20 protein-coding genes are annotated in these 20,694 nt (G+C 66.9%); 9 read left to right on the top strand and 11 right to left on the bottom strand.

Translation table 11 applies throughout. The annotated features are described in order from the left end of the window. The gene (locus GII31_RS03900) at positions 1–477 is read left to right on the top strand and encodes a nitroreductase family deazaflavin-dependent oxidoreductase (protein WP_213246982.1); all 477 of its coding nucleotides are present in this window, start codon (positions 1–3) and stop codon (positions 475–477) included. A gap of 118 nt (positions 478–595) precedes the next feature. On the opposite strand, the gene GII31_RS03895 is transcribed toward GII31_RS03900, so the two are convergent. Next, positions 596–1,222, bottom strand: coding sequence for a TetR/AcrR family transcriptional regulator (locus GII31_RS03895; protein WP_213246980.1), 627 nt, complete (start codon positions 1,220–1,222; stop codon positions 596–598). Positions 1,223–1,588: 366 nt separating this feature from the next. Between GII31_RS03895 and GII31_RS03890 the strand changes: the two genes are divergently transcribed. Continuing rightward, positions 1,589–2,845, top strand: a complete 1,257-nt coding sequence (locus tag GII31_RS03890) for a cytochrome P450 (RefSeq protein ID WP_213246978.1) — start codon at positions 1,589–1,591, stop codon at positions 2,843–2,845. Between the two features lie 164 nt (positions 2,846–3,009). Next, a complete protein-coding gene (locus tag GII31_RS03885) occupies positions 3,010–4,155 on the top strand; it encodes a DUF5685 family protein (protein WP_213246976.1) in 1,146 nt (381 codons plus the stop codon). A 139-nt stretch (positions 4,156–4,294) separates the two neighbouring features. Here the strand turns inward: GII31_RS03885 and fadD8 are convergent, their stop codons facing one another. Then, positions 4,295–5,956 carry a fatty-acid--CoA ligase FadD8 gene (gene fadD8, locus GII31_RS03880; protein WP_213246974.1) on the bottom strand — a complete coding sequence of 554 codons (1,662 nt, stop codon included), beginning with the start codon at positions 5,954–5,956 and terminating at the stop codon, positions 4,295–4,297. A gap of 140 nt (positions 5,957–6,096) precedes the next feature. Between fadD8 and GII31_RS03875 the strand changes: the two genes are divergently transcribed. Continuing rightward, a complete protein-coding gene (locus GII31_RS03875; protein WP_213246972.1) occupies positions 6,097–6,750 on the top strand; it encodes a GNAT family N-acetyltransferase in 654 nt (217 codons plus the stop codon). A gap of 4 nt (positions 6,751–6,754) precedes the next feature. Here GII31_RS03875 and GII31_RS03870 read toward each other — a convergent pair whose 3' ends face one another. The 3 genes from GII31_RS03870 to GII31_RS03860 are packed head-to-tail and all read right to left on the bottom strand — an operon-like array spanning position 6,755 to position 8,999. Next, complete coding sequence (locus GII31_RS03870; RefSeq protein ID WP_246222097.1) at positions 6,755–7,183, bottom strand: hypothetical protein; 429 nt, start codon at positions 7,181–7,183, stop codon at positions 6,755–6,757. Between the two features lie 22 nt (positions 7,184–7,205). After that, positions 7,206–8,102 carry an SDR family oxidoreductase gene (locus tag GII31_RS03865; protein ID WP_213246970.1) on the bottom strand — a complete coding sequence of 299 codons (897 nt, stop codon included), beginning with the start codon at positions 8,100–8,102 and terminating at the stop codon, positions 7,206–7,208. A 30-nt stretch (positions 8,103–8,132) separates the two neighbouring features. Beyond that, the gene (locus GII31_RS03860; protein WP_213246968.1) at positions 8,133–8,999 is read right to left on the bottom strand and encodes an SDR family oxidoreductase; all 867 of its coding nucleotides are present in this window, start codon (positions 8,997–8,999) and stop codon (positions 8,133–8,135) included. 54 nt (positions 9,000–9,053) lie between these two features. On the opposite strand from GII31_RS03860, the gene GII31_RS03855 reads away from it, so the two are divergent. The 4 genes from GII31_RS03855 to GII31_RS03840 are packed head-to-tail and all read left to right on the top strand — an operon-like array spanning position 9,054 to position 12,614. Continuing rightward, the gene (locus GII31_RS03855; RefSeq protein ID WP_213246966.1) at positions 9,054–9,815 is read left to right on the top strand and encodes an enoyl-CoA hydratase family protein; all 762 of its coding nucleotides are present in this window, start codon (positions 9,054–9,056) and stop codon (positions 9,813–9,815) included. Between the two features lie 35 nt (positions 9,816–9,850). Then, the gene (locus GII31_RS03850; protein ID WP_213246964.1) at positions 9,851–10,750 is read left to right on the top strand and encodes a CoA transferase subunit A; all 900 of its coding nucleotides are present in this window, start codon (positions 9,851–9,853) and stop codon (positions 10,748–10,750) included. Continuing rightward, positions 10,747–11,511: a CoA-transferase gene (locus tag GII31_RS03845; RefSeq protein WP_213246962.1), complete on the top strand. Its 765-nt coding sequence runs from the start codon at positions 10,747–10,749 to the stop codon at positions 11,509–11,511. Before GII31_RS03850 ends, GII31_RS03845 begins: the two co-directional genes overlap by 4 nt. Continuing rightward, positions 11,508–12,614: an NAD(P)H-dependent flavin oxidoreductase gene (locus GII31_RS03840; RefSeq protein WP_213246960.1), complete on the top strand. Its 1,107-nt coding sequence runs from the start codon at positions 11,508–11,510 to the stop codon at positions 12,612–12,614. The genes GII31_RS03845 and GII31_RS03840 overlap by 4 nt, the downstream gene beginning before the upstream one ends. 86 nt (positions 12,615–12,700) lie before the next feature. Here GII31_RS03840 and GII31_RS03835 read toward each other — a convergent pair whose 3' ends face one another. The 6 genes from GII31_RS03835 to GII31_RS03810 form a co-directional block, all read right to left on the bottom strand. Beyond that, a complete protein-coding gene (locus tag GII31_RS03835) occupies positions 12,701–13,099 on the bottom strand; it encodes a DUF7832 domain-containing protein (protein WP_213246958.1) in 399 nt (132 codons plus the stop codon). A 189-nt stretch (positions 13,100–13,288) separates the two neighbouring features. Beyond that, positions 13,289–13,885: a TetR/AcrR family transcriptional regulator gene (locus GII31_RS03830; protein WP_213246956.1), complete on the bottom strand. Its 597-nt coding sequence runs from the start codon at positions 13,883–13,885 to the stop codon at positions 13,289–13,291. A 110-nt stretch (positions 13,886–13,995) separates the two neighbouring features. After that, positions 13,996–15,501, bottom strand: a complete 1,506-nt coding sequence (locus GII31_RS03825; RefSeq protein WP_260840295.1) for an aldehyde dehydrogenase family protein — start codon at positions 15,499–15,501, stop codon at positions 13,996–13,998. Positions 15,502–15,639: 138 nt separating this feature from the next. Continuing rightward, positions 15,640–16,794, bottom strand: coding sequence for an acetyl-CoA C-acetyltransferase (locus tag GII31_RS03820; RefSeq protein WP_213246952.1), 1,155 nt, complete (start codon positions 16,792–16,794; stop codon positions 15,640–15,642). Positions 16,795–16,949: 155 nt separating this feature from the next. After that, positions 16,950–17,771 (bottom strand): SDR family oxidoreductase, encoded by an 822-nt coding sequence (locus GII31_RS03815; RefSeq protein WP_213246950.1) that lies wholly within the window; start codon positions 17,769–17,771, stop codon positions 16,950–16,952. Then, a complete protein-coding gene (locus GII31_RS03810; protein WP_213246948.1) occupies positions 17,768–19,057 on the bottom strand; it encodes an acyl-CoA dehydrogenase family protein in 1,290 nt (429 codons plus the stop codon). The genes GII31_RS03815 and GII31_RS03810 overlap by 4 nt, the downstream gene beginning before the upstream one ends. 42 nt (positions 19,058–19,099) lie before the next feature. Here GII31_RS03810 and GII31_RS03805 point away from each other — a divergent pair, with 42 nt between their 5' ends. Continuing rightward, positions 19,100–20,674 carry a FadD3 family acyl-CoA ligase gene (locus GII31_RS03805; protein WP_213246946.1) on the top strand — a complete coding sequence of 525 codons (1,575 nt, stop codon included), beginning with the start codon at positions 19,100–19,102 and terminating at the stop codon, positions 20,672–20,674. Positions 20,675–20,694 lie beyond the last annotated feature (20 nt).

Raw genomic sequence — 20,694 nt, 5'->3', positions numbered from 1 at the left:
GTGCCCAAGGAGCGACCGGCTCAGCTCGATTCGCCGATCGTACGGACCGTGGTCAAACTCGCCTCGCGGATCAACACCCGCGTGTATCGGCTCACCGGCGGACGGCTGGGCAATAGGTGGCGGGTCGGCTCGGCCCTGCGCAGACCCGCCGCGGTGTGTCTGCTCACCACCACCGGACGGCGCAGCGGCCAAGCCCGCACCGTCCCATTGCTGTATCTGCGCGACGGCGAACAATTCGTGTTCGTCGCCTCGCAGGGCGGGATGGCGAAGAATCCCGCGTGGTACCTGAATCTGAGCGCCGACCCGCACGTGGTGGCCGAAGTGGGCCGCGAACGCTTCGACCTGGTGGCGCGCACCGCGTCCGACCAGGAGCGGGCGCGGCTGTGGCCCCGGCTGGTCGAGATGTACGCCGACTTCGACACCTACGCCTCGTGGACCGACCGGACCATTCCGGTGGTGATCTGCGAACCGACGTAGTCGTGGTCTGCCCCACCGGTTGAGGAGCACAAGCGACGAGAGCCTCGAAACCACTGTGCCCCGCCACATTGCCGGGTCACCGGGTTTCGAGGCTCTCGTCGCCTGCGGCCCTCACACCTCAACCATCAGAGAGGGGGCGGGCCGCCGGAATGGCGCGGATACCGCTGCCGAGCCAGCGATCGAGGAAGCGGCGCAGGTCGGCGGCCGAACGCGAGTCGCCAACATCGTCGAGGATGAGTGATTGCAGCGTGCGCAGCGCCATTTCGGCGACATCGTCGAAATCGGATTCGGTGTAACCGTACGCCGCCCAGTCGACATCCAGGCGGCCCAGCATCGAACGGATGAAGGTGCGGCCGAGTTCGCCGGTGATACCACCGAGCACACCCAGGCTCAGGTGATCACTGCGCAACATCAGACCCACATAGCGGTCGCGGGACAACTCGTCGATGACCACGGCCACGCCCTCGACGAGAACGGCGTCGGGAACGGCGATGCCCTCGATCCTGGCCGCCACCCGGTCCAGGAGTTCGTCGACCGCGCTCACCGCGGTGGCCTGCAACAATTCCTCGGTACCGGAGAAGTATCGGTAGACGGTCTGCCTGGTGACGCCGAGGACGCGGGCCACGTCGGACAGTTTGACCGATCCTTCGTTGTCATCGATCTGTTTGCGGGTCGCGTCGAGAATGCGGGCGATCGCCTCGTCGTCGTCGCGGGGCGGATTTCCGCCCCAGCCGTGGGTTCGCACCTCGCTCCTCGCCCTCACCCGCGTCGTCGGTCCGCGGAACCGCTGTCGGGTGCCGAGCCTACTTCAGCCGCCGTGGCCTACACACACAAGACACCGGCCGGGGCGAATGCTCCCCGATCTGCCCGGTTCCCATGTTCATCACGCCCATCCGCACATCGTCCGACCCCGCAGATCACCAACACACAGTGACCATACGTTCCACAGTGACCATACGTTCCACAGTGACCATACGTTTAGAATTTTCATGTATGGTGTGGTGACAGAAGACACATATCCGGTGATCCGTCACCGGGTCCGTCCTATCGCCACACAACCTCTGCAGCGGCGGCCACCGCACAACCCGGCCCCGGGGGACAGGAGAAACGAATGAGTGTGACCACATCCGCGGGCACATGTCCGTACAGCGGGATCGACTTCACGGATCCGGATCTGATCGAACAGGGCATGCCGGTGAAGGAATTCGCCGAACTGCGCCGAACCGCACCGGTTCATTGGAACGCCCAGCCCACATACAAGGCGATATTCGGCGACGAGGGCTTCTGGGCCATCACCCGGCACCGCGACATCCGCGAGATCTCGAAGGACGCCGGCCTGTGGTCCACCAACGACAAGGGCGCGATCATCCGGCTGCCCGAGTACATGACACCCGATCAGCTCGAGTTCACCAAAGCGCTGCTGATCAATCACGATCCGCCTGAGCACACGCGGCTGCGCAAGATCGTCTCACGGCTGTTCACACCGAAATCGGTTGCCGCCCTTCATGGCACGCTCACCGAATCGGCACGGTCGATCGTCGAGAACGCCGCTGCCAAGGAATCGGGCAACTTCGTCGACGATGTCTCGATCCACCTGCCGCTGCGGGCGATCATGGACCTGATCGGCGTCCCCGAACCCGACCGCGCCCGCATCCACGAACTGGTGGACGCGATCATCAACAGCGACGACCCCGACCAGACCATCGATCCGACCACCGCCAACGCCGAACTGCTCGGCTACGCCTACAACATGGCCGAGGACAGGCGGAAGAATCCGCGCGAGGACATCCTCACCACCCTGGTGCGCGCCGGCGAGGACACCGACGCGATGAGTGAGATCGAGTTCGGGTTCTTCGTGATCCTGCTGATCACCGCGGGCAACGAGACCACCCGCAATGCCACCAGCCACGGCATGAACGCCTACTTCGACAACCCTGACCAGTGGGAACTGTTCAAACGCGATCGCCCGACCACCGCGGTCGACGAGATCCTGCGCTGGGCCACCCCGGTACATGCCTTCCAGCGCACCGCGACCCGCGATACCCAGGTCAGCGGCGTCGACATCGCCCAGGGCGATCGCGTCGGACTATTCTACAGCTCCGCCAACTTCGACGAGGACGTATTCGTCGACCCGTTCGACTTCAACATCCTGCGCGACCCGAACCCGCATCTGGCGTTCGGTGGCAACGGCGCCCACTTCTGCATCGGCGCCAACCTCGCCCGACTGGAACTGAACATCGTGTTCAACGCGATCGCCGACGTGCTGCCCGACATCAGCCGTGTCAGCGAGATGCAGCGCGTCCGATCGGGCTGGCTGAACGGGGTCAAGGGACTCGGGGTGCGCTACTCCGGCTGCCCGGTGAGCTGACCAGGAACAACAACCGCCACCACGACGTCAGCGGACCACAGGCACATATCGCTCGCGGCCCGCTGACGTCGTGTGTACTGTCATGGCACTGAACCCTGTTCCGACGTCGGGCGAATGGTCGACACGTCTGGCGCGCACCGGCTTACGGGGGTAAGAATGTTCCGATGTTCGGACTGCTCTCGCCCTGCCGGCACACCCTCGGTGACGACCTGATCGACCAATGGCGCTCGCATATGTGCGGGCTGTGCGTGTCGCTGCGCGATGGGCACGGGCAGGCCGGCAGGCTGACCACCAACACCGACGCGATCATGGTGTCCGTTTTGACCGCGGCGCAGACCACCGCCCCGTCCGCCACCCGGCGGGCGGGGCGCTGTCCGTTACGCGGCATGAGGTCGGCCACCGTCATCGCCGCCGGCGACCCTGGAATCCGGTTGGCCACCACCGCATCCCTGACACTCGCAGCCGCCAGGGCCGCCGACATGGTGGGTGAGCAGCAGCTGGCGCTGGCACCGCGATCACGGACCCGGGCAATGGCCGCGTCCGTCGCCGGCCGGCGCCTGCGCGGGTACGCCGGAGCCGACCGCGCCATCGCCGGTGAACTCGGCGTCGACGACATTCTGCACGAATTGTCCGGACAGGCACCCCTGGAAGCCCGGCCCGGCACCGACCTTCGGTCACTCACCCATGCATCCGGGGTCGCGGCATCACGGGTATTCGCCGCCACCGCCGCCGTCGCCGGAGCCGACGACAACCGGGAAGCGTTGGCCGACATCGGCTACGACTTCGGTCGGCTCGCCCATCTGCTCGACGCCGTAGACGACTACGACTCCGATCTGCGGGACGGATCGTTCAACCCGTTGCGGGCCACCGGTACCGACATCACCACCGCCCTCGACGACTGCCGGCGGCTCGCCCGTGCCATCCGGCGACGCTACCGCGACCTTGTGCTCGCCGATGACCGGCTGCTGCGTGCGGTGCTCATCGACGGCCTGCGGCACACGGTGTCCGCACGTACGCACCGGTTCGGCGGATGTACGAATGGATCGTGTGCGACAGCCCCCACTGCGGACGATTGGCCCGACCATCTGCCCACCGAGAATCCGCCCACCGAGACCCCTGTGCCCCCGTTCCCGCCGAATCGCGCCTTCCACCAACGCATCCTGCCGTTCATCGGTGTCTCCTGCACCGGCTACGCGTGCTGCTCCGGCCACTGGAATCACTGCACCGACAAGTGGAAGGAACCGTGTTGCGAACCCGACGACTGTTGTGATTGTTGCGATTGTTGCGATTGCTGCGGATGCGACTGCTGATTGCGACCTGCGAAGGTACCCCATTCGTCGGGTGAGGTGTGAGCTCGCGAGCCTCGAAACCCGGTGGGACGACATCGTTCTCTCACCGGGTTTAGAGGCTCGTCGCTCGCGCTCCTCGCACCTCAACCGACGGGACGGGTCAGCCGACGCTGCGGTCGCCGGTCCAGAACCGGGCACGCAGGGCCTTCTTGTCGGGTTTGCCGAGGGCGGTGAGCGGGAGCGATTCGACGAAGAGCACCTGTTTGGGCGACTGCACCGACCCCTTGCGATCCTTGACCGCCTGCTGGATCTCGGCGGTGATCCGGTCCGTGTCGCGGGCCGGCGCGTCGGCACGCAATACCACCACCGCGGTGACCGCTTCACCCCACTTGTCGTCGGGAGTGCCGACGACACCCACCTGGGCAACCGAAGGATGCTCGGCGACAACGTCTTCGACCTCACGGGGAAAAACGTTGAAGCCTCCGGTGACGATCATGTCCTTGGTCCGGTCCACGATGTACCAGAATCCGTCGCCGTCCTCGCGGGCGACATCGCCGGTGCGCAGCCAGCCGTCCCGGAAAGTGTCGGCAGTCTGCTCCGGCAGACCCCAGTAGCCGTCGGCGACAAGCGGTCCCGCGACGCAGATCTCGCCGGGTTCGCCCTGCGGGACAGGTTTGTCATCAGGCCCGAGCAGCGCGGTGCGCAGGAAAGCCGACGGGCGGCCACAACTGGAGAGCCTGCGGTTGTCCCCGTCCGGGACCACGTGCTCGTCCTTGGCGAGATAACTGATCACCATCGGCGCCTCGGACTGACCGTAGTACTGGGCGAAGATCGGCCCGAAACGTTCGACGGCCTCGGCGAGCCGCACCGGATTGATCGGCGAGGCCCCGTAGTACACGGTTTCCAGCGATGACAGATCGCGGGTATGGGAGTCGGGGTGATCCATCAGCGCGTACAGCATCGACGGCACCAGCATCGTCGCCGAGATCTTCTCCTCCTCGATGGTGCGCAGCACCTGTGCCGGGTCAAAACCCGGCAGCACGATCAGCTCACCGCCTTTGAGGAGTGTGGGCACGAAAAACGCCGCACCGGCGTGCGAGAGCGGCGTGCACATCAGAAAGCGCGGATGCCGCGGCCATTCCCACTCGGCGAGCTGGATCTGCGTCATGGCGGCCATCGCGCGGGCGGTTCCGATGACGCCCTTGGGTTTTCCGGTGGTGCCGCCGGTGTAGGTGATGGACACGACGTGATCGGGCGCGAGCGGCGCGACGGTCAGTGGCCGTGACGGAAAGCCCGCGGCCGCCGAGATGATGTCCCGCCCGACCCCGGCCAGTTCCTCGGGAACCGGTCCCAGCGTGAGGATCCGGGTGAGGCCGTCGACGCGATCGAGCAGTGCCACGGCCCGTTCGACGAACTTGGGTATCGGATCGATCACCAGCGTCGTCACCTGCGCGTCGGCCAGGACGTACGCGTGATCGTCCACCGAACCCAGCGGGTGCAGGGCGGTGCGCCGCCAGCCCTGCGTCTGGCCGGCCCCGATCACCAGCAGCACCTCGGGCCGATTGAGGGCCAACAGTCCGACCGCCGAACCCGATGCGGCCCCGAAGGATTCGAACGCCTGCACGTAGCGGCTGATCTCCTCGGCCATCTGCCGGCCAGTCAGTTGCGTCGACCCGAGCCTCAGGACCGTGCGGCCCGAGTGCCGGGTGAGCGCCGATGCCATCAGATGACCGAGGTGTACGCCGTCGTGCAGCGGCGCCGTCTCGGGAACCACTGGCTTGGGAGCGATGGGAGATGCCGTGTGCGCGACCGGGAAGTTCATCCCACCAGACTAGAACGTGTTCCAGTTCTTGCCCAGGTCCGGACGAATCCGATCCGGTTCGCGTGGCGGGGCCCACTCCGCATACCGGTCACTCATCAGGACAACTCCCCTACTGCGCGGTAAGACCCTAGGATGGCCCCATGACTGATCTGGACCAGGCGACGACCCGTCGCGACATCACCGACGCACTGCTCACCGCTCTCGAACGGCGCCACGAAGTGCTCGACGCCATCGTCGACGCCGACGACCGCGACGCCGCGGTGTCCACGATCGCCGAATTGCTCGGCACGTCCGGCCTGGGCGCCGAGGCCGTACTCGGAATGCGTCTGGACCAGCTCACCAAAGCTGAGCGCCGCAAGAACCAGGCCGAACTCGACGACCTCAACTCCGCGCTCACCTTCACTCTCGCCGAGCGTCCCGCCAGCAGCGGCGACACACTCGAACTGCGGGCCTTCTCCACCGACGACGCGGACATCTTCGCCGTGCGCACCGAGGAGCTCAAGGTCGCCGGCGACGGATCGGGCGAACCTGCGGGCCCGCTGGACGACGAGATTGCCAAGGGCGCACAGCGAGTCGACGACGAGGATGCGGTCTGGCTGGTCGCCGAGGAAGAAGGCACCAAGGTGGGCCTGATCTTCGGCGAACTCGCCGGCGGCGAGGTGGACGTGCGCATCTGGATCCATCCGGACAAGCGCAAGCAGGGCTACGGCGTTGCCGCGCTGCGCAAGTCGCGGTCAGAGATGGCATCGCTGTTCCCGGGCGTGCCGATGGTGGTGCGCGCCCCCAGCTCCTGAGAGATCAGGTAATCCGCCGGGGACGGCCGAATCTCGCGATGATCGTGCGGATTCGGCCGTCGTCGTCTATCAGGAACGACTCGCGTACCTCGGCCGCGAGCCCGAGCGCCCTGGGCCGCACGTGCACAAAGTAGCGCGTGGTCACCGTGTGGCCGTCGACGGTGGCGGTGAATCCGCTGACCGCGTGGATCAGCCGGAACTGCGGACCCCGGGCCAGGCTGCGGGCGATATGCGGGCCGCTGTGCCCGGTCCGCACCCCGAATTCGACGCGGGTACAGTCCGGGTGCAGCGACACCTCCGACGGATCGTGCCCGACCAGCGCGTCGACATAGGCCCGGGCGATCGCCGTCCGGCGGGATTCGATGGATTCGCCACCGCCGCTCGCCTGCTTGTCGCCCGGGTGCTCACCGCCCGAGTGCTCGTCAGGGGTCATGACTTCCGTTCTACCGTGTTTGCTACCGGGCACCGTAGACGGGCATCGGCACGGGAGCCTTGGCCAGCAGGTCCCCCACCACCGGGCCGAGTTCGGCGATGTCCCAGCGCGCACCCTTGTCCGCCGCCACGCTGCGCTGCCAGCCGTCGGACACCGAGATCTTGCCGCCCTCGACCTCGAAGACCCGGCCCGTGACCGAGCCGGACTGCGCCGAGCCCAACCACACCACCAGCGGCGACACATTCGCCGGATCCATCGCGTCGAACGAACCATCGACGGGCGCGGCCATCTGCTCGGCCATCGCACCGCCGGCACCGACTGTCATCTGAGTGCGTGCCGACGGGGCGATCGCGTTGGCGGTGATGCCGTACCCGCCCAGTTCGGCGGCGGCCTGGATGGTCAGTTCCGCGATACCCGCCTTGGCGGCGGAGTAATTGCCCTGACCGACCGAGCCATACAGACCGGCACCCGAGGAGGTGTTGACGATGCGGGCCTGCGGGGTTCGGCCGGCCTTCGCCTCGGCCCGCCAGTACGCGGCGGCATGGCGCAGCATGACGAAGTGACCCTTGAGGTGCACGCGCACCACCGAATCCCACTCGTCCTCCGACAGCGAGACCAGCATCCGGTCGCGTACGAAACCGGCATTGTTGACCAGCGCGTCGAGGCGGCCGAACTGATCGATCGCCGTGGCCACCAACGACTCGCCGCACGCCCAGTCGGCCACATCGCCGACACCGGTGACGGCCCGCCCACCGGCCGCGCGGATCTCCCGCGTCACGGCCTCCGCGGAGTCGGCGTCGTAGTCGTTCACCACGACGGCGGCGCCGTCGGCGGCGAAAGCGTGTGCATGGGCACGGCCCAGGCCCTGACCCGCTCCGGTGACGATGACGACCCGACCCTCATTCAGCTTGCTGGACAATGGTTCTCCTTAACCTAGCGTCGCGAGACGTTAAACCTGGTTGCCGGCGGTGGCGGCCGACAGGAAGGCGGGGCGCTCGCCGCCGCCGTGGATGGTGAGGGTGCTGCCGGTGATGAACGATGACAGCGGGGACAGCAGGAATGCGACGGCGTAGCCGATGTCCGACGGCAACGCCAGCCGGCCCATCGGGATCGTGGCGGCGACGGCATCGATACCGGCCTGGTCACCGTAGTGCAAGTGTGACAGTTCCGTTTGGATGGCCCCGGCCACAATGGAATTGATCCGGACCGCGGGCGCCCACTCGACGGCCAGTGCGGTGGTGGCGCTGTCGACGCCCGCCTTGGCGGCGCCGTAGGCGGCCGTGCCCGGCGAGGGCCGGTGTCCGCTCACGCTCGAGATGTTGACGATCGCACCGCCTTCGGGCTGGTTGACCATCACCGCATGCGCAGCCCGCGCCACGATCAGTGGGGCCACCAGGTTGAGCGCGATGATCTTGGTGGTGAAGCTCGCCGAGGCGTCGGCGGCGAGCGCGAAGGGTGAGCCACCGGCGTTGTTCACCACGCCGTCGAGCTTTCCGTATTTGTCGACGATGGCACCGATCAGTCCGCTCACCGCGTCTTCGTCGCGGACGTCGCACGGGAAGAAGTCGGGATGACCCGCACCACCGGTGTCGGGCGGGCGGCGGGCACAGATCACCGGGGTGGCGCCGAGTTCTGCGAGCACGGTCGCGATGCCCGCACCGACGCCGCGCGCACCGCCGGTGATCAGGATCGTCCTGCCCGAGAGCCCTAGGTCGATGCGGGGGGCCGGTCGCTCCCCCGCGGCCGTCGTCGTCGGTGGGTCGGCGTCGGCTCCACCCGATTCGGGCGGGCCGGCGACCTGTGGCACTGCGGTCATGGGTGATACCCTACCAAACAACCAAGCACTTGCTTGGTTAGACAAGGAGTCCTGATGCCCATCACCACCGCACGCACCGACAGCGGCATCGCGATCGTGACCGTCGACTATCCTCCGGTCAACGCGCTGCCGTCGGCCGTCTGGTTCGATCTCGCCGACGTCATCACCGCCGCGGGCGAAGACCCGTCGACGCACGTGGTGATCCTGCGGTCGGAAGGGCGCGGCTTCAACGCCGGCGTCGACATCAAGGAAATGCAGACGACATCGGGCTTCGGCGCCCTCATCGGCGCCAACCACGGCTGCGCCGCCGCGTTCTCCGCCGTCTACGACTGCCCCGTCCCCGTCATCGCGGCCGTCAACGGCTTCTGCGTCGGCGGCGGGGTCGGCCTGGTGGGCAACGCCGACATCATCGTCGCCGCCGACGACGCCTACTTCGGCCTGCCCGAGGTCGATCGGGGCGCGCTGGGCGCCGCGACACATCTCGCGAGGCTCGTCCCGCAGCACATGATGCGCACCCTCTACTACACGGCGCAGACCGTCACCGCACAGCAACTGCTGCACTTCGGGTCCGTGTACCGCGTGGTGCCCGCCGACGAACTCATCGCCGCCGCAACCGAAGTCGCCGAACAGATCGCCAAAAAGGACACCCGGGTGATCCGCGCAGCCAAGGCCGCGATCAACCACATCGACCCCGTCGACGTGAAGACCAGCTACCGCCTCGAGCAGGGCTACACCTTCGAGCTGAACCTGGCCGGGGTGGCCGACGAGCACCGCGACGCATTCGTCGCGACCGGCAAAGCCGTCGGCGAGTCCTGAGCCCGCGGCACTGAGAAGAAAGCGACGAAGAACTGATGGCAGCAGTACCAACAGACAAGACCAGCACGCTCGACGAGGTGATCGGCGAACTGCGCGACGGGATGACCATCGGCATCGGCGGCTGGGGTTCGCGACGTAAGCCGATGGCACTGGTACGGGCACTGGCTCGCTCCGACGTCAAGGATCTGACCGTTGTCACCTACGGCGGCGCCGATCTCGGATTGCTCTGCGCGGCGGGTAAAGTGCGCCGAGCCTACTACGGTTTCGTGTCGCTGGACTCGGCCCCCTTCTACGATCCGTGGTTCGCCCACGCCCGCACCACCGGCGCCATCGAGGCCCGCGAGATGGACGAGGGCATGGTCAAGTGCGGACTCGAGGCCGCCGCCGCCCGGCTGCCGTTCCTGCCGATCCGGGCCGGTCTCGGGTCCGATGTCCTCCGATTCTGGGAAGGCGAACTCAAGACCGTCACCTCCCCCTACCCCGATGCCGACGGCCGCACCCAGACTCTGGTCGCGATGCCGGCACTGCGTCTGGACGCCGCGTTCGTGCACCTGGACATCGCCGACAACCGCGGCAACGCCGCCTACACCGGCGTCGACCCGTACATGGACGATCTGTTCTGCGGCGCCGCCGAGCGCCGCTACCTGGAAACCGACCAGCTGGTGTCGACCGAGGTGCTGGTGAAGTCGGTTCCGCATCAGCGTCTGCTGCTGAACCGGATGAACGTCGACCGGGTGGTGCATACCCCCAACGGGGCGCATTTCACCTTCGCCGGTGAGTACGGGCGCGACGAAGCGTTCCAGCGGTTCTACGTCGAATCGGCCAAGGACCCGGATACGTGGGAGGCGTTCTCGCAGCGGTTCCTGCGTGTCGATGAAGAAACCTATCAGCGTGAGGTGGCCGCGTGGCAGGCCGAACAGGAGGACAGCAAGTGACCACCACAGAACCCACCACAGAGGTGACCCGCGCAGAGATCTGTGTCGTGGCATGTGCCGACATCTTCGCCGGGGCCGGCGAGATCCTGGCCTCCCCGATGGCACCGGTACCACTGCTCGGGGCGCGGCTCGCCCGGCTCACGTCCGAGCCGGATCTGCTGATCACCGACGGTGAGGCACTGATCTTCGCCGACACCCCGGCGATCGGGCGTTCGGGTCCGATCGAAGGCTGGCTTCCGTTCCGCAAGGTATTCGACGTCGTCGCGTCGGGGCGCCGTCATGTGGTGATGGGCGCCAACCAGATCGACCGCCACGGCAACCAGAACCTGTCGGCGTTCGGGCCGCTCCAGCAGCCGACGCGACAGATGTTCGGGGTGCGGGGCGCTCCCGGCAACACCATCAATCATCCGACGAGCTACTGGGTGGGGCGACATTCGTCGCGCGTGTTCACCGATACCGTCGACATCGTGTCGGGCGTCGGTTTCGACAAGGTGGATCCGGAGAATCCGGCGTTCGATGACCTGAACATCTATCGCGTCGTCACCAATCTGGGCGTGTTCGATTTCGGCGGGCCCGATCACACCATGCGAGCTCTGTCGTTGCATCCGGGTGTGCAGGCGGCCGAGGTCGCGGAGAACACCTCGTTCGTGGTGGCCGGTCTCGATTCGGCCGCTTCGACCCGCCAACCAACCGATGAGGAACTGACCATCATCCGGGAGGTCCTCGACCCCAAGGGTGTTCGCAATCGGGAGGTCCGATGACCGGGGCGAGCGAGGCGATGGGAAATGAGATCGCCCGCGCCGCCGCGCTTCCCACCAAGTTCACCGAGCTGGTGGGTATCGAGTATCCGATCGTGCAGACCGGGATGGGCTGGGTGTCGGGACCGTCGCTCACCTCGGCGACATCGAACGCCGGCGGTCTGGGGATTCTGGCTTCGGCGACAATGACGTTCGGTGAGCTGGAATCGGCGATCAAGAAGACCAAGTCTCTCACCGACAAGCCGTTCGGTGTGAACATGCGTGCCGACGCCGGCGACGCCGCCGACCGGATCGACCTGGTGATCCGGGAAGGTGTGAAGGTGGCCTCGTTCGCGTTGGCGCCGAAGAAGGAGCTGATCGCCAAGCTCAAAGATCATGGTGTGGTGGTGATCCCGTCGATCGGTGCCGCCAAGCACGCGTTGAAGGTGGCGTCGTGGGGTGCCGATGCGGTGATCGTGCAGGGCGGGGAGGGTGGCGGCCACACCGGACCGGTCGCCACAACTCTGCTGCTGCCGTCGGTGATCGACGCTCTCGCCCAAGCTGGTTCGGACATGCCGGTGGTCGCCTCGGGTGGCTTCTTCGACGGCCGCGGCCTTGTCGCCGCACTCGCGTACGGTGCCGACGGCATCGCCATGGGCACCCGCTTTCTGCTCACCTCCGACAGCGCCGTCCCCGACTCGGTGAAACAGGAGTACCTGAAACGATCCCTCAACGACACCGTCGTCTCGACGAAGGTCGACGGCATGCCGCACCGCGTGCTGCGCACCCCACTGGTCGACGCCCTCGAAAGCGGTAGCCCGGTCAAGGCTTTGACGGCCGCCGCCCGCAACGCCAACGAGTTCAAACAACTCACCGGCATGAAATGGACCGCCCTGCTGCGCGACGGCCTGGCCATGAAGAAATCGGGCGAACGCACCTGGCAACAGATCATCATGGCCGGCAACACCCCGATGCTGCTGCGCGCCGGACTCGTCGAGGGCGACACCCGCGCCGGGGTACTGGCCTCCGGTCAGGTCGTCGGCATGATCGATGATCTGCCGAGTTGTGAGGAGCTGATCCAGTCCGTCATGACCCAGGCATATGAGCGGCGTAAAGCGCTGAGCTGAAACAGTATCGGCGGCCTACCTCGGCCGGTTGAGAGACTCCGCCGACTGCGGTCCTCCGCCGGTCGAGGCGCGAGGGGCGCAGTCGCTCAGTCGACCCAGCTTTCGTAGAGGGTGTCGATGAGGGGGACGATGTTGTCGTAGGTGGCCCAGGTGTCGGGGAGTTCGTAGCCGTGGTGCAGACCGGCGATGTGCGCGGCGGTGTCGATGGTGGTGAGGTAACTCGAATACGCCGATTCGGTGAACCGGCGGCCGACCGGGGACAGCATGCCCGGATCGATCTGGTCGACAAACAGGTCGTGGGCGAGTTGCGCCGGGGTGCCGGCACGGCTGCGTACCTGACTGGCGGCCGACGCGTACGGCTTGCTGAGCAGGCCGCGGGTCGCCGCCCACGCCAGGTAGACGCCGATGTGTACGTCGGCCGCCGAGTCGTCGAGCCCCAGTTCCCCGACCGTGTCCCGATGCCATTCGGCGTCGTCGTAGGTCATGAGGTCACGGTAATGTCACGCCGACCGCGATGGCCAGAAAACGGATGTCAAATGCGTCGAACGCATGACAGCATGCCCACGGTCTCGGCGGACGCGCCAATCGAAGAAATTCAGCCCGAAGAAATTCAGCCCGAAGTGGCCAGACGCCTCCGGCGAAGAAAATAACGGTACCGCTGACCAATAGCTACGTCAGCGGGGGACGATCCCGTCGAGGACGATCGACAGGTATTCGCGTGCGATGTCCTCGACCCCGAGCGCACCACCCGGTCGATACCAGCGCACCGCCACCCATACCGTGTCCCGCATGAAGCGGTACACCAGCTCCAGATCGAGATCGGCGCGGAACTCACCCTCATCGACACCCCGGCGCAGCGTCGACAACCACAGGCCACGGAACTCCGTGTTCAACTCGGCGATGTAGCCGAAGCGCTCTTGACCGGCCAAACGCGGCGCCTCGTCCTGATAGATGGCCACCGCGTGATGGTCGTGATCGATGGCCTCGAACGAGGCGATGACGAAACGCCGAATAGTCTCGCGCGCCGACAGGTCGGCCGCGGCGATCTCGCGGTACTGGCCGAAGAGCCGGTCCAGGAAGCCACGCAGGATCTCGTCGACCATCGACTCCTTGGAGTCGAAATGGTGGTAAAGGCTGCCGGACAAGATGCCGGCGGCATCGGCGATGTCGCGTACCGTGGTGGAACGCAATCCGTTCTCGGCGAACAGACGGCCCGCCGTCGACAGGAGTTCGTCGCGGCGGGCCGAGCTGGTCGAGGTGCGTGCTGCCATGGACACACCCTAGCAAGCGCTTGGTAGGGCAGCAGTGGTTGCGGGGTTGCGAGGCCCGTCGCTGACGCTTCTCACACCTCGACCATCGAGAACCTACTTCTTGCGGAGAACTACTTCTTGCGGAGTTTCTTCGCGGCGCGGGCATTGAGCTTGCGCCACATCGCGATCTGACCGTCGGCCACCTTGCTGTCACGCTTGGCGAACGGCGGCGCCATCAACTCGGCGATGCTCACCGGCATCGACGAGAACGCGACCGCACGACGATGACTGAACGTGTCGAAGCCCGTCTTGCCGTGATAGCCGCCCATACCGCTGCGACCCACACCCCCGAACGGCAGCTCCGGACCGAAAAGATGCAACGCGAAATCGTTGCCGTTGATCGCGCCACTGCGGGTGCTGTCGGCAAGACGCTCGAACCGGTCGTTGCGGTCACCGCACCAGTACATGTTCAGCGGATGCGGGTTGGCCGTGATATGCCCGATCGCCTCGGACAGATTGCGGTACGGGTACACCGTGAGCACGGGGCCGAACACCTCATCCTCCTCGATCTTCATCCCCGCCTTGACCCCCGTCAGCACCGTCGGCGCGATCTTGCGGCGGCCCGCATCCGGCAACTGCTCACCCGCGGGAACCACCTGGCGCTTGGTGGCGCCGAGCGAGACCGCGTCGTCGATGAGACCGACGATCCGGTTGAAGTTCTTCTCGTTGATAGTGGCCGTGAACTGCGGATTGTCGACGATCGTCGGGAAGATCTCGGTCCAGCGCGCGATCACCTTGTCGGCGAACTCGTCGACCTTGTCCTCGGGAACGAACACATAGTCCGGGCACAGGCAGACCTGACCGCCGTTGACCATGCGGGCATTGGCAACGAACCTGGCGGCCGTCGCGATGTCCGCGTCGGTGTCGACGACCACCGGATTCTTACCGCCCAACTCGAGCGTGACCGGCACCAGATTCTTCCCGGCCTCCGACGCCACCGACGCCCCCACCTCGGGCGAACCGGTGAAGAACATGTGGTCGACCTTGAGCTTGGCGAAATCCGATCCCCCACCGTGCCGGGAGGTGATGACGGCGAGCTCCTCGATCGAGAAGTAGTCGGGAGCGTACTCGGCGATCACATCGGCCGTCCTCGCGGTGATCGACGACGGCCGTAGCAGCACCCGGTTACCCGCGGCGAACGCCGACCCCGCGGGCACGAACGTCAGCTGCAGCGGGAAGTTCCACGGCCCCATGATGCCGACGACGCCGAGCGGCTCGTGCCGGACGGACTGCTTGAAACCCGCCACCCCCATCGCCCGCGAGGTCTTGGTCTCCTTCATCCACTTGGCCACAGACCTGCGCTGATGGGCCAGATCGACCATGCAGCCCGCGACATCGGCCATCAGTGACAACTCGCGCGGACGCGACCCGAAGTCGGCGGCCAGTGCCTGCGCGATCTCGTCGGAATGATCGAGCAGCAGCGCCGACAGCCGAACGATCCGGTCGATGCGGGTCTTCGCGTCGGGAATACCGTCCCGCAGGAACGCCGCCCGCTGGATCTCCACCAACTCGGTCATCGTGTGCTGATCCGCCGACACGTGCATGTCGGCGGGGGTGATCTCGGCGGGCTTGGTCATGCGTCCTCCCAGTGGTTGTATGTCGACGGCCCGGCAGACACCACCTGGTACGTCGAGACATATATGTTTCAACTACCAGTATGCGGCAGTTCACACGATTTGGCGAAGATCCGTGCTCCCCGGCCGTCCCACGCCCGGCTACAGACGTTCGATGATGGTGACATTGGCGGTGCCACCGCCCTCGCACATCGTCTGCAGCCCATAGCGGCCGCCGGTGCGCTCCAACTCGTTGAGCAGCGTCGCGAACAGCTTGGTGCCCGTGGCACCCAACGGGTGGCCCAGCGCGATCGCGCCGCCGTTCGGATTGACCCTCGCCGGGTCGGCGCCGGTCTCCTTCAGCCAGGCCAGCACCACCGACGCGAACGCCTCATTGATCTCCACGACATCGATGTCCTCGATGCTCATCCCCGCCTTCCCCAACGCGTACGCGGTGGCCGGAATGGGCGCCGACAACATCATCACCGGATCGTCGCCACGCACCGACAGATGATGGATCCGGGCGCGCGGAGTCAGGCCGTACCGCTTGAGCGCCGCCTCGGACACCACCAGCGCGGCCGACGCGCCATCGGAGATCTGCGAGGCCACCGCCGCCGTGAGCCGCGAACCCTCGGCCAACGGACTCAGACCGGCCATCTTCTCCAACGTCGTCTCGCGCGGGCACTCGTCGACGGCCAGATCGCCGTAGGCGACGATCTCGCGGTCGAAGCGGCCCTCGGCGATCGCGGCGCGGGCACGCTCGTGCGAACCGAGCGCCCACGCCTCCATGTCGGTACGGCTGATGTCCCACTTGACGGCCATCGCGTCGGCACCGGCGAACTGGGAGACCTCGGCATCACCGAAACGCCTGCGCCAACCCTCGGATTCGGCCGTGGGAGTACTGAACCCGAACTCCTGACCGGCGATCATCGCCTGCGAGATCGGGATTGCACTCATGTTCTGCACACCACCGACGAGCACCACGTCCTGCGTACCGCTCATCACCCCCTGCGCGGCGAAATGGATTGCCTGCTGCGATGATCCGCACTGACGGTCCACGGTGGTACCCGGGACACCGAGCGGCATCCCGGCGGCCAGCCAGGCGGTACGGCCGATATTGCCGGCCTGCGGTCCGATCGCGTCGACACAGCCGAACACCACGTCGTCGACCACCTCCGGGTCGATACCGGTGCGTCCGACGATCGCCGAGATGACGTGCGCGCCGAGGTCGGCGGGATGCACCTTGGCGAGGGAACCGTTGCGCTTTCCGACCGGAGTGCGGACGGCGTCGACGATGTATGCCTGGGGAGTGGTCATTTTCGGGGTCCCTTTCCGGGTCCTTGGAGTTGGGGAGGTGTGTCGGGTCACGGGGTTTCGAGGCTCGTCGCCGGCGCTCCTCGCACCTCAACCGGCGGGAGCGCCGCTCGGCGGGCGGGGGAAAGGTACGGGCGTCGTGCGTCTCGTCCGGTGGATCAGGCTCGCTGGGAGGAGATGGAGACGACCTCGCCGGTGAGGTAGGTGGTGTAGTCGCTGGCGAGCATCGCGATGGTGGCCGCCACCTCCCACACCTCCGCGGCCCGGCCGTAGGCCTCCTTGGCGGCGAGTTCGTCGAGCAGGTCGTCGCTGGTGACCTTGGCCAGGAACGGATGTTTGGCGATTGATGGGGCGACGGCGTTGATGCGCACCCCTACGTCAGCGGCTTCGACTGCGGCACAACGGGTCAGTGCCATCACACCGGCCTTGGCCGCGGCGTAGTGCGCCTGGCCCCGCTGAGCCCGCCAGCCGAGCACCGACGCGTTGTTGACGATCACGCCGCCGTGCTCGACGGAACCGAAGTAGCGCAGCGCGGCCCGGGTGGCCCGGAAAGTGCCGGTCAGCGTGATGTCGACGACGCGATCCCACTCCTCGTCGGTCATCTGCGCGACCGGGGTCTGGCCACCGAGGCCGGCGTTGTTGACCAGCACATCGATGCGGCCGAGTTCACCGACCGCACCCGCGATCAGCGCGTCGACCTCGGCGGTCTCCTGCACGTTGCAGGTGAGCTGGGCGACGGTCCGCTCCGGGAACTCCTCGGCGAGCTTCGCACGGGCCTCACCGAGTCGGCGTTCATGCCAGTCGCTGATGAGCACGTCGCCGCCTTCGAGGAGGATGCGGCGGGCGGTGGAGAAGCCGATACCCGTGCCGGCGGCCGCGGTGACGACGGCCTGACGTCCGGCGAGCAGCCCGTGCCCGGGTGTCTCGGCGGGCGGGGTCGCCAGCGGCGAGCGACGCGACGGGGAATTCTCGGAGCTCATGACGGACGTGCCTCCCTCGGTAGGCCGAGCACTCGCTCGGCGATAATGTTGCGCTGCACCTCATTCGAGCCGCCATAGATCGTATCGGCGCGGGTGAACAGCCACAGTCGCTGCAATTCGTCCAGCTCGACATGCTCGGGATCGTGCAGATCGTTGGGGCGGCCTTCGACGGTGTGCGAGGGACCGATCAGCGACGGCGCGCCGGCCACCGCCATCGCCAGCTCCCCCAGATCGCGATGCCAGTTGGCCCACAACAGTTTCGACGTCGATGCCGCACCCGCCTCGGAGGTGATGTCGCCGCCGAGCGTGCGCCGGGCATGCGCGCCCATCACGGTCAGCCCGATCCTCGCCCGGGCCAGCCGCGCGGCGATCACCGGATCGTCGATGGCACCACGGGCGCGCGCGACCTCGGTGAGATCGTCGAGTTCGCGGGCGAAGCCGACCTGCTGGCCGAGCGTGGACACCCCCCGCTCGAACTGCAGCAGCCCCATCGCCACCGACCACCCGTCGCCGGGCGCGCCGACGATAAGGTCGGCGTCGGTGACCGCGTCATCGAAGAACACCTCGTTGAATTCCGAGGTTCCGGTGAGCTGTTGGATCGGCCGGACGGTGATCCCGGGCTGATCGAGCGGTACGAGCAAAAAGCTCAGACCCGCATGGCGTTTCGAATCCTTGTCGGTGCGGCACAGGACGAACACCCACTGCGACATGTGCGCCAGCGACGTCCAGATCTTCTGCCCGTTGATCACCCAGCGACCGTTGTCCTGCCTGGCCGAGGTGGACACGCCGGCCAGATCCGAACCCGCACCGGGCTCGGAATAGCCTTGCGCCCATAGTTCGGTGACGTCGACGATGTGCGGCAAGAAGCGCCGCTTCTGCTCTTCGGTTCCGAACTCGATGAGCGTGGGACCGAGCAGTTCCTCGCCGAGATGGTTGACGCGGGCGGGGGCGTCGGCGCGCGCGTACTCGCGGTGGAAGATGATGCGCTGCTCGATCGTCGCGCCGCGCCCGCCGTAGCGGGTGGGCCAGCCCAGGCAGGTCCACCCGGCGGCGGCCAGATGCCGGTCCCAGGCGAGACGTTCGGCGAAGAACTCGTGCTCGCTGCCCGGTCCGCCGCGGCCGGCCAGTCGGGCGAAATCGCCGACCAGATTCTCGGCGAGCCAGGTACGCACCGCCTCGGCGAAGATCTCGGCGGCACCGGGTGTGCTTTCCGCCCAGGCACCCAGGTCGATCGACCGATCCGCCAGGTCGATCGACCCCTGCGCACGCTCGGCACTTGTCGTCATGGCAGCTAGCATAGCTGACCAAGCAAGTGCTAGGTTGGCTGCATGCCGAGCCTTGCCCACCCACTCCCCGCCGACTCCTCGGGGACCACCCCGCAGGCGCTGCGCCGAGCAGCTCGGACCTGGCCCGAGGCCACCGCCATCATCGACGACCAGCAGGGCGGCGAGTCGGCACTGAGCTGGGCCGGACTCCACGACGCCGTACGTACCTTCGCCGCAGCACTCGTCGCATCCGGTATCGCGGCCGGTGACCGCGTGGCCATCTGGGCACCCAACAGCCATCACTGGCCCGTCGCCGCTCTCGGCATCCACCACGCGGGGGCCGTGCTGATCCCGCTGAACACCCGGTACACGACCGGCGAGGCCGTCGAGATCATCGAACGCTCGGGCTCGGCAGCGGTGGTGGTCTCCGGCGAGTTCCTGGGCGCCGACCACTGTGCCGAACTCCTGGACAACCATCGAGACAGTTTGCCGCAACACATTATTCACGTTCCGGTAACCACGGGGTCGACGGTTCCCGACGGGGCCGTCGGCTGGACTCACTTTCTCGACCGGGCCACCCCCGACTCCATCGAGGAGGCCGAGCGCCGCGCCGACGCGGTGACCCCCGACGACCTGTCGGACATCATGTTCACCTCGGGTACCACCGGAAAATCCAAGGGTGTCATGGCAACCCATCGCCAGACCCTCGCCGGGTCACACGCCTGGGGCACCAACGGCGGTCTGAATCCCGACGACCGCTACCTGATGGTCAACCCGTACTTCCACACGTTCGGATACAAGGCCGGCATCCTGCCCAGCGTGCTGTTCGGTGTCACCATGTTGCCGCTGGCCGTGTACTCGCCCACCGCCGCGATGACGATGGTCTCCCGGCACCGCGCGACCGTGTTCCCCGGTGCACCCACCATCTTCCAGACCATCCTCGACGCGCCCGACCGGCCCGACCACGACCTGAGCTCCCTGCGACTGGTGGTCACCGGCGCCGCTATCGTCCCGGTGGTGCTGATCGAGCGGATCGCCGCCGAACTGGGCGTCGACACCGTGATCACGGCGTACGGGCTCACCGAATGCTCCGGGTTCGTCTCCACCTGCACCGCCGCCGACGACGCCGTCACCGTCGCCACCACCTGCGGCCGGGCGTTCGCCGGCATGGAGATAGCGCTGTCGGAACAGCGTGAGGTGCTGGCCCGCGGCGACATGGTGATGGTCGGCTACCTCGATGACCCCGACGCGACCGCCGCCACCATCGACGCCGACGGCTGGCTGCACACCGGCGACATCGGCACCATCGACCCCCGCGGCAACCTCACGATCACCGACCGGCTCAAGGACATGTACATCTGCGGCGGATTCAACGTGTACCCCGCCGAGGTGGAACAGGTCCTCGCCCGGTACGACGGCGTCACCGAATCGGCGGTGATCGGCGTACCCGACCAGCGGCTCGGCGAGGTGGGCAAGGCCTTCCTCACGGTGCGGGACGGTGCGGCCGTCGACGAGGAGGCGGTGATCGCCCACTGCCGTGCGCATCTGGCCAACTTCAAGGTGCCCAGGTCGGTGGAGATCGTCGACAACTTCCCGCGCAACGCAGCGGGCAAGATCCTCAAACGCGAACTCGGCTGAGAACTTCTGGCGATATAGGG

Source organism: Gordonia pseudamarae, assembly GCF_025273675.1.
In the GTDB taxonomy this organism is placed as follows: domain Bacteria; phylum Actinomycetota; class Actinomycetes; order Mycobacteriales; family Mycobacteriaceae; genus Gordonia; species Gordonia pseudamarae.
This window is presented reverse-complemented; position numbering and strand designations above follow the sequence as displayed.

What these genes read in the sequence shown, in the direction of transcription:
- GII31_RS03855 (WP_213246966.1), top strand. Translation starts at nt 9,054, where the DNA reads ATGCCCATCACCACCGCACGCACCGACAGCGGCATCGCGATCGTGACC.
- GII31_RS03890 (WP_213246978.1), top strand. Translation starts at nt 1,589, where the DNA reads ATGAGTGTGACCACATCCGCGGGCACATGTCCGTACAGCGGGATCGAC.
- GII31_RS03830 (WP_213246956.1), bottom strand. Translation starts at nt 13,885, where the DNA reads ATGGCAGCACGCACCTCGACCAGCTCGGCCCGCCGCGACGAACTCCTG.
- GII31_RS03885 (WP_213246976.1), top strand. Translation starts at nt 3,010, where the DNA reads ATGTTCGGACTGCTCTCGCCCTGCCGGCACACCCTCGGTGACGACCTG.
- GII31_RS03835 (WP_213246958.1), bottom strand. Translation starts at nt 13,099, where the DNA reads ATGACCTACGACGACGCCGAATGGCATCGGGACACGGTCGGGGAACTG.
- GII31_RS03875 (WP_213246972.1), top strand. Translation starts at nt 6,097, where the DNA reads ATGACTGATCTGGACCAGGCGACGACCCGTCGCGACATCACCGACGCA.
- GII31_RS03870 (WP_246222097.1), bottom strand. Translation starts at nt 7,183, where the DNA reads ATGACCCCTGACGAGCACTCGGGCGGTGAGCACCCGGGCGACAAGCAG.
- GII31_RS03805 (WP_213246946.1), top strand. Translation starts at nt 19,100, where the DNA reads ATGCCGAGCCTTGCCCACCCACTCCCCGCCGACTCCTCGGGGACCACC.
- GII31_RS03850 (WP_213246964.1), top strand. Translation starts at nt 9,851, where the DNA reads ATGGCAGCAGTACCAACAGACAAGACCAGCACGCTCGACGAGGTGATC.
- GII31_RS03815 (WP_213246950.1), bottom strand. Translation starts at nt 17,771, where the DNA reads ATGAGCTCCGAGAATTCCCCGTCGCGTCGCTCGCCGCTGGCGACCCCG.
- GII31_RS03825 (WP_260840295.1), bottom strand. Translation starts at nt 15,501, where the DNA reads ATGACCAAGCCCGCCGAGATCACCCCCGCCGACATGCACGTGTCGGCG.
- GII31_RS03860 (WP_213246968.1), bottom strand. Translation starts at nt 8,999, where the DNA reads ATGACCGCAGTGCCACAGGTCGCCGGCCCGCCCGAATCGGGTGGAGCC.
- GII31_RS03810 (WP_213246948.1), bottom strand. Translation starts at nt 19,057, where the DNA reads ATGACGACAAGTGCCGAGCGTGCGCAGGGGTCGATCGACCTGGCGGAT.
- GII31_RS03820 (WP_213246952.1), bottom strand. Translation starts at nt 16,794, where the DNA reads ATGACCACTCCCCAGGCATACATCGTCGACGCCGTCCGCACTCCGGTC.
- GII31_RS03840 (WP_213246960.1), top strand. Translation starts at nt 11,508, where the DNA reads ATGACCGGGGCGAGCGAGGCGATGGGAAATGAGATCGCCCGCGCCGCC.
- fadD8 (WP_213246974.1), bottom strand. Translation starts at nt 5,956, where the DNA reads ATGAACTTCCCGGTCGCGCACACGGCATCTCCCATCGCTCCCAAGCCA.